A 7540-nucleotide genomic window follows, 5' to 3' on the forward strand; every position below is an offset into this window, starting at 1 on the left:
CGCGCGGCCGGCCCCGGCCCACCCGGGCCGGGGTCGGACGACGGGGCGGCGGGGCCGGCAGGGTCAGCAGCAGCCGGCGGGCCGGCAGGCGGGGGCGGCCTTGACGCAGACGGTGACGGAGTCGGTGTTGTCGGCGAGGTGGAGGTCGGTCTCGGTGGCGTGCGCCGTCGCGGTGTTGGTGACGGCGCCCGGGGCGGTGGCCTTGGCCCGGAGGGTGAGGGTGGCGGAGGCGTCGGCGGCCAGCGTTCCGACGCTCCACTTGCCGGCGCCGGGGTCGTAACTGCCGCTTCCCGTCTCGGCGGAGAGGAACGCCAGGCCGGCCGGGAGGGGGTCGGTGACGGTGACGCCGGTGGCCGTGTTGGGTCCGGCGTTGCGGACGGTGACCCGGTAGGTGACGGTCTGGCCGACGGTGACGGTGGTCTCGTCGGCGGACTTGGTGACGTTCAGGTCGGCCGCCGGGAGGACCTCGGTGTCGGCCGGGTCGGAGGTGGCGGTGAGGGGTTCGGGGGTGGGGCCGAGCCGGTTCTCGTAGGTGGCGGTGGCGGTGTTGGTGATGTGTCCGCCGGCGCTGTCCTCGTCGATGGTGACCCGGTACTCGACGGTGGTGCCGTTCGGCAGGGTGTCGGTGTTGGGCAGGCTGCCGCCGCGGCCCGCGGTGGCGCCGTTGCCGAGGTTGAACGTCACCCGGTTGCCCACCGGGTCGAAGGAGGCCTGGTCGTCACCCTGCCGGTCGGTCTTCGCCCCGGCGTTGGGGCCGTTGACGATGCGCAGGGTCCCGGGCAGGTAGGTGGTGCCGTCCGGGACGGTGTCGGTGAGGACGAGGGCTTCCGCGCTGCCGCCGCCCTCGTTCCTGGCGACGATCCGGTAGGTGATGACGTCGCCCACCTGGAGGGGCCCGTCGGGGATCGCGGACTTGGTGAGGGTGACGGCGGGGGCGGTGCCGAAGAAGATGCCGTCGAGGAAGTTCCCGACCGACTGGTTGCCGCCGGCGGAGGCGACCGAGCGGAAGGCGAAGCGGGTGACGGTCTGCCCGGCCGGGACGGTGTAGGTGCCGGAGTAGAAGCCCCAGGCGGTGGTGCCGTCGGTGAACTGGCGCTGCTGGACCACCGCGCCGGGCCGGCCGATGTCCAGGGCCATGGTGTCCTGGCCGAGCCGCCCGCGGTGGTAGAGCCGCCAGTACAGCGTGGCGCCGGGGGTGGTGGGCAGGTCCTGGTAGAGCGTGGAGACCTGGTTGGCGTTGAGTTCGGCGAACTGGGCGCCGTCGGCGGAGGGGACGCCGTTGAAGCCGTCGTGCCAGATCTCGATGAGGTGGTCGGTGGCGGTGGTCAGCCAGCCCGGGACGTGGTTCGGGCTCTGGGTCTGGGAGGCGTCGGGCAGCAGCGCGTTGCCGCCCGCGACGGCGGGCTGCTCGAAGCTGCCGTTGACGAGAGTGATGCGGGACGGGGCGGGAGTGGTCACGTTCTTCCCCTTTGTTCCGGTGCCGGGATCCGGTGGCATCCGCCTTCAGGGTGCGGCAATGGTTCTTGTACGGACGAGAGCGCGGGGCGCGGCTCCCGGAGCACCCGTGGGCGCGAACCGCCCCGGATCGCGCCCCGCCTCGCCGCGGCTCCCGGCCCGGCCCGCCGCGGCCGCGGCACGGTTCACCGTTCCGGCGTTTCCTGCCCACAGAGGCACCTACGACCTGCACCGGGGGCACCGGCCCCGGATTTCGTTGACGCTCCGTCAAGGACTGGCCGAGGCTGGCCGCGGGCCGGATCGGCCCACACCTCCCGTGCAGCACCAGCACTCCTCAGGAGCAGTGATGAACAGGATCAGGACCGCCGTCGTGGCCCTCGCCGCCGTGGCCACCCTCGGTCTGGCCTCGTCCCCGGCCCTCGCCCAGAGCCAGGGCGACGACCGGGGCCAGGCGCAGCCGGCCCCCCGGCCCAAGACCTGCAACGCCAACGGCGGCACCTTCTTCTGCGGCGGCGACTACGGCGACGGCAAGACCTACGTCACCCTCTCCGACGGCACCAAGCAGCTCTTCGTGATCGGCACCGACTTCAACGTGTGGACGACCTGGTTCCCGCCGAAGGGCGCGCAGGCCGCGTGGATGTCCCTCGGCGGCGACCACGACTTCGCCAACAAGGTCAAGATCGTGAACCGGAAGGGCAACGCCTTCAGCATCGGCTCGCGCTCCTTCACCCTCGGCGCGGACTTCTTCCGCGACCGGGACGCCGGCGGCAACTGGAGCGGCTGGTGGACCAAGGCCGTCCCCCGCGGCTGACCTCCGGCCCACTCCGCTTCGGCCCGGCACGCCACGTGCCGGGCCGAAGCGGCGGGTGGCGCGACGCCCCGGGAGGGGCACGTTCCGGTCCTCCCCGGCGGTCCGGCGTGGCGCTTCCGGGTTCGGTGCCCCGGGTCGGTTCCATGGTCCTGGCGAACTGTCGGGCGAAGGGAACGTGTGGCAATGCGGGGCGCAGAGGACTTCCGGGAGAACCCTTCCCGCCGCCGACTGCTGACAGCAGCCGCAGTGGCACCGGTGCTGGTCGGGGCGACTCCGAGGGTGGCGTCGGCAGAGGCGGTCCGGCGGCAGCCGGTGCTGCCCGTGCCGACAAGGGAGGCCGACTGGGGCGCGGTGGCCGAGGGCCTGGGCAGGCGCGGTGGCCGAGGTCCTGGGCAGGACGGGGACGATGTCGGACGGCTCGGTCTACCGGGTGCGTTTCGCCCGGCAGGACCTGCCGGTGACCACGTACGGGGTCACCCTGTTCGTGGGCTCCTACGCGGCGTTCACCCGCTACGACGACGGCCGGACCGTGGTGATGGGCAGCCTCGCGCTCACCGAGGCGGAGCTGCAGCACGCCACCGACGCGTTGCACGCCCGGGGACTGGACCTCTCCTCGGTCCACAAGCACCTGCCGGCCCACGAGCCCGCCATGTGGTGGGCCCACTTCCACGGTCACGCCGAGGACCCGCGGCCCCTGGCGCACGGTGTGGCCGCCGCGCTGGCCGTGACCAGCACGCCCACCGCTCCGCCACCCGCCTCGCAGCCGCCGCTCGACCTGGACACCGCCGCCGTCGAGGAGACGCTGAACGCGAAGGGCGTCAACGACAGCGGAGTCCTCCGGTTCACCTTCGCCCGCCGGGAGACGGTCACCGACCACGGACGCGTCCTGCCCCCGACCGCGGGTGCGACCACGCTCATCAGCTTCTACCCCGTCGGTGGCCGACGGGCCGCGATCAACGGCGACTTCGCCATGACCGCAGGCGAGGTCCGCGCCGTCCTGACCTCCCTGCGGCGCGGCGGGATCGACCTCGTCGAACTCCACAACCACGGCCTCACCGAGGAACCCCGCCTGTTCTTCGCCCACTTCTGGGCGATCGGGGACGGCACGGCCCTGGCCCGGGCACTGCGCGCGGCGCTGGACGCCACCAACTCCGCACCCACCGCCTGACGGGCGCGCTCCCAGGACGCCCGGTCGGTCCTGTGACGTGCGGGAGCGGCGGGCGGCGGACGGGTCGGGGGCAGGAACCGAAGAGGTGGAGGGTGCTCCCGTTCAGGCCTGGCGGGACGGGGAGTTGGTGACCACCTGGCGCAGGAGGTCGGCGTTGCCGCGGGTGCGCTTCACGCGGTCCAGGAGGAGTTCGGTGGCCTGCTGGGTGTCGAGGCCGCCCAGGGCGCGGCGCAGGGCCCAGGTCGCGGGGGTGCGGGCGGGGCCGAGGAGGAGTTCCTCGCGGCGGGTGCCGGAGGCCTTGACGTCGACGGCCGGGAAGACGCGCCGGTCGGCGAGGCGGCGGTCGAGGCGGAGCTCCATGTTGCCGGTGCTCTTGAACTCCTCGAAGATCAGGTCGTCCATCCGGGAGCCGGTGTCGACGAGGGCGGTGGCCAGGATGGTCAGCGAGCCGCCGTTCTCGATGCTGCGAGCCGCGCCGAAGAGCCGCTTCGGGTGCTGCAGGACGCTCGCGTCGAGGCCGCCGCTGAGGGTCCGTCCGTTGGCGGGGGCGGTGGCGTTGTGGGCGCGGGCGAGGCGGGTGAGGGAGTCGAGCAGGACGACCACGTCGTGGCCGAGTTCGACGAGGCGCTTGGCCCGCTCGACGGCGAGTTCGGCCAGGGCGATGTGCTCGCGGGCGGGCCGGTCGAAGGTGGAGGCGATGACCTCGCCCTTGACCGAGCGGCGCATGTCGGTGACCTCCTCCGGGCGCTCGTCGACGAGGACGACCATCAGGTGCGCCTCGGGGTGGTTGCGGGCGATCGCCTCCGCGATCGACTGCAGGACGAGGGTCTTGCCCGCCTTCGGCGGCGCGACGATCAGGCCGCGCTGGCCCTTCCCGATCGGCGCCACCAGGTCGATGACACGGCCCGTCAGCTGCCGCGGGTCGCTCTCGGTCTCCAGGCGCAGCTGCCGGTGCGGGTACAGCGGGGTCAGTTCGTGGAACGCCGGGCGGGGCCGGGACTCCTCGGCGGGGCAGCCGTTGACCGTGTCGACACGGGCCAGCTGCGGGCGGGCGCCGCCCGCGCGGGGGCGGGTCGCACCGGGGCGGGTCGCAACGGGGCGGATCGCACCGGTCAGGACGTCGCCGGTCCGCAGGCCGAGTGCGCGCACCTGGCCGGCGGGCAGGTGCACATCGGTGGGCCCGGGGAGGTAACCGGAGGTCCGCAGCACGGCGTTGCCCTCGCGGATGTCCAGCACTCCGGCGACGGCGACCAGGTCGCTCCCGGCGGCGGTGTCCGGCTGCGCCGGTCCGTCGGAGCGGGCGCGCGCCCGCTGCGCGGGCCGCGGTACTTCGGCGGGCACCGGCGGGCGGACGGTGGAGCGCGTGGAGGTGATCGCCTCGACGAGTTCGCCCTTGCGCAGGCGTGCGGCGCCCTGAATGCCCAGGGCGGAGGCGAGTTGGTGCAGGTCGGCCTTCAGCAGGCCGTCCAGCGGCGTGCCGGTGGTGGTGGGTTCGGTGGTGGTCGTCACGAGCAGGTACTCCTGTGCGGTGTGAAGGGTGTGGCGGCGCAGCGGCCGTGAGCGGCCGGGCGGGCGGAGCGGGATCGCGGTTCGGCCGGCAGTCGGTCGAGGGGCGCGGGGCGCGGCGGGCGAAGCGGCCTGGGCACAACCATGAAGGGCGGTGCGGGCGGCGTCGGCTGTTGCTGTCGCGCTGTCGCTGGTTCGCCCGGACGGTACCGGGGCGAGCGCTCTCAGCTGCTGTGGATGTGCCGGGAACGGAGCGTTGGAAGTGCTTCGGTCCGCCGGTGTCCGGGCCGGCCGCTACGAGCGGTTCGGCTGTGTACTGGCGCCTGGTTCCCGCACCCCTGGGGGTGGGCTTCCAGCATCGCCTGTATGCAGGGTAGCACCATGGGTGGCTGTGGCGCCCCCGGAATATCGATGTGGCCCCGGGTGCGCGACGGCGTGGGTTCACGCCGGGGACCCCTGGCGGGCCGGGGCGGACAGGGTGGGCACGTACACTTGCCCCTCGTGGTGGATACCCAGTACGAAGACCTGTTGAGGCACACGCTCACCGCCGGGACGGCCAAGGCCGACCGGACGGGCACCGGTACCCGGAGCGTGTTCGGACACCAGTTGCGCTACGACCTCTCGCAGGGGTTCCCGCTGGTCACCACCAAGAAGGTGCACCTGAAGTCCGTGGTGTACGAGCTGCTGTGGTTCCTGCGCGGCGAGTCCAATGTGAAGTGGCTGCGTGAGCACGGTGTCACCATCTGGGACGAGTGGGCCGCCCCGGACGGCGACCTCGGCCCCGTCTACGGCGTCCAGTGGCGCAGCTGGCCGACTCCCGACGGGCGGCACATCGACCAGATCAGTCAGGTCCTCGACACGCTGCGCAGCGATCCGGACTCGCGCCGGATGATCGTCTCGGCCTGGAACGTCGGGGAGCTGGACGCCATGGCGCTCGCCCCGTGCCACGCCCTGTTCCAGTTCTACGTGGCCGACGGCCGGCTCTCCTGCCAGCTCTACCAGCGCAGTGCCGACCTGTTCCTCGGGGTCCCGTTCAACATCGCCAGTTACGCCCTGCTCACCCACATGGTCGCGCAGCAGGTGGGCCTGGAGCCCGGGGACTTCATCTGGACCGGCGGCGACTGCCACATCTACGACAACCATGTGGAGCAGGTGACCGAGCAGCTCTCGCGGACGCCGTTCGACTTCCCCGCGCTGCGGTTGCGGCAGGCCGATTCGCTCTTCGACTACGCGTACGGCGACGTGGAGATGGTGGACTACAAGCACCACCCCGCGATCAAGGCACCGGTCGCGGTATGAGGATCGGACTGATCTGGGCCCAGACGCCGGACGGTGTGATCGGCGCGGACAATACGATGCCGTGGCACCTGCCCGAGGACCTCGCCCACTTCAAGGCGACCACTCTCGGGCGCCCGGTGGTGATGGGCCGCCGCACCTGGGAGTCGCTCCCGCCGCGCTTCCGCCCGCTGCCCGGGCGGCGCAACATCGTGGTGACCCGCAACCCGCAGTGGTCCGCGGACGGCGCGGACCGCGCCGGGTCCCTCGACGAGGCGCTGGACCTCGCGGCCGCGGAACCCGGGCAGGGCACGGGTGCCGAGACCTGGGTGATCGGCGGCGGGCAGCTCTACCGCCAGGTCATCGACCGGGCCGTGACCCTGTCGGTCACCGAGGTCGACCTGTCGGTGCGGGGCGACACCTACGCCCCCGCCGTCGGCCCCGACTGGACCGTCACCGAGGACGGCGGGCCTCGGACCTCGACGTCCGGTGTGCGCTACCGGATCCGCACGTACGCGCGTCGCGGCAACTCGGACTGACCTTCCGCACGCCCGTTCCGCGGGCCCACGGAACGGGCGTGCGGAACGGGGTCACGCCGGGCGGGCGGGGCGCAGGTAGACCTCGTCGGTGTAGCACCAGGCCCAGTGCTCGCCGGGCCGGAGCGAGCGGGCGATGTGGTGGGCACGGTGGGCGTGGGCGTGCTGGTAGGCGTGCTGCCCCGGGGAGCTGTCGCAGCAGCCGAGGTGCCCGCAGCTCAGGCAGGCCAGCAGGTTCACCCAGGTGCCGCCGTCCCGTAGGCAGTCCTCGCAGCCGGGGGCCGCGTTCGCCGGGACCTCGCGCAGGCCGTCGAGGTGGTCGCAGGTCGGTTGGACGGCCCGGCCCGGATCGGGCGCGACCCGCCATCCGTGCCGATCGTTCACAGGGCACACCCTACGAGGCCGGACCCGGCGGCGCAGGCCGGACCTGCTGTCCGGCGGTGGTGACCGTCGGAGTCGGATCGGACCACCCGGGGTGTGATCAGGGCAGGAGGCAGCCTCTAAGCCTTGAGCGGTGCGGCCGACCTTGCGGCCTGCTCGAGCTTTGCGCAGTAAGCCGCACGGGCTTCCTCGTCGATCCGCTTCTCGTGTTCGGGGCGGATCCCGGTCCGGCCGTCGAGGCTCTCGCGCAGGATGTCGGCGTGCCCGGTGTGCCGGTTGGACTCGCCGAGGACATGGACCATGACGGCGAACAGGTTCGTGTTGGGAGAAGGCTCCGACCACCAGGGGACGTTGCCGGGGGCGTCGAGGGGGAGCTCGTTGATCGTCGCGTCCGAGTGTTCCCAGGTG

8 protein-coding genes and 1 pseudogene are annotated in these 7540 nt (G+C 72.9%); 4 read left to right on the forward strand and 5 right to left on the reverse strand.

What is annotated here, in order from left to right; translation table 11 throughout:
- Window positions 1–63: 63 nt before the first annotated feature.
- The gene (locus VR45_RS37500) at window positions 64–1458 is read right to left on the reverse strand and encodes an isopeptide-forming domain-containing fimbrial protein (RefSeq protein ID WP_045944420.1); all 1395 of its coding nucleotides are present in this window, start codon (window positions 1456–1458) and stop codon (window positions 64–66) included.
- A 343-nt stretch (window positions 1459–1801) separates the two neighbouring features.
- On the opposite strand from VR45_RS37500, the gene VR45_RS37505 reads away from it, so the two are divergent.
- Window positions 1802–2266, forward strand: coding sequence for a hypothetical protein (locus VR45_RS37505; RefSeq protein WP_045944421.1), 465 nt, complete (start codon window positions 1802–1804; stop codon window positions 2264–2266).
- A gap of 376 nt (window positions 2267–2642) precedes the next feature.
- Complete coding sequence (locus VR45_RS37510) at window positions 2643–3434, forward strand: LppY/LpqO family protein (RefSeq protein ID WP_286163639.1); 792 nt, start codon at window positions 2643–2645, stop codon at window positions 3432–3434.
- 102 nt (window positions 3435–3536) lie between these two features.
- Here VR45_RS37510 and rho read toward each other — a convergent pair whose 3' ends face one another.
- Together rho and VR45_RS50890 are read right to left on the reverse strand one after the other, a co-directional pair.
- Window positions 3537–4859, reverse strand: a complete 1323-nt coding sequence (gene rho, locus VR45_RS37515; protein WP_353612752.1) for a transcription termination factor Rho — start codon at window positions 4857–4859, stop codon at window positions 3537–3539.
- Window positions 4839–4943 (reverse strand): annotated as a pseudogene (locus VR45_RS50890) (hypothetical protein); the annotation flags it as partial. The pseudogene VR45_RS50890 and the gene rho, both read right to left, overlap by 21 nt.
- 498 nt (window positions 4944–5441) lie before the next feature.
- On the opposite strand from VR45_RS50890, the gene VR45_RS37520 reads away from it, so the two are divergent.
- Both VR45_RS37520 and VR45_RS37525 read left to right on the forward strand, forming a co-directional pair.
- Window positions 5442–6239: a thymidylate synthase gene (locus VR45_RS37520; protein WP_045944423.1), complete on the forward strand. Its 798-nt coding sequence runs from the start codon at window positions 5442–5444 to the stop codon at window positions 6237–6239.
- Window positions 6236–6754 carry a dihydrofolate reductase gene (locus VR45_RS37525; protein WP_045944424.1) on the forward strand — a complete coding sequence of 173 codons (519 nt, stop codon included), beginning with the start codon at window positions 6236–6238 and terminating at the stop codon, window positions 6752–6754. The genes VR45_RS37520 and VR45_RS37525 overlap by 4 nt, the downstream gene beginning before the upstream one ends.
- Window positions 6755–6805: 51 nt before the next feature.
- Here VR45_RS37525 and VR45_RS37530 read toward each other — a convergent pair whose 3' ends face one another.
- Together VR45_RS37530 and VR45_RS37535 are read right to left on the reverse strand one after the other, a co-directional pair.
- A complete protein-coding gene (locus VR45_RS37530; protein WP_078897343.1) occupies window positions 6806–7135 on the reverse strand; it encodes a UBP-type zinc finger domain-containing protein in 330 nt (109 codons plus the stop codon).
- 116 nt (window positions 7136–7251) lie between these two features.
- On the reverse strand, window positions 7252–7540 hold a 289-nt coding region (locus VR45_RS37535; RefSeq protein WP_045944425.1), incomplete at its 5' end, for a DUF664 domain-containing protein.

Origin of the sequence: Streptomyces sp. NRRL S-495, from assembly GCF_000966955.1 — a bacterium.
Classification (GTDB): Bacteria; Actinomycetota; Actinomycetes; order Streptomycetales; family Streptomycetaceae; genus Kitasatospora; species Kitasatospora purpeofusca.

Coding starts and splice junctions, on each gene's coding strand:
- VR45_RS37505 (WP_045944421.1), top strand. CDS start 1,802: ATGAACAGGATCAGGACCGCCGTCGTGGCCCTCGCCGCCGTGGCCACC.
- VR45_RS37525 (WP_045944424.1), top strand. CDS start 6,236: ATGAGGATCGGACTGATCTGGGCCCAGACGCCGGACGGTGTGATCGGC.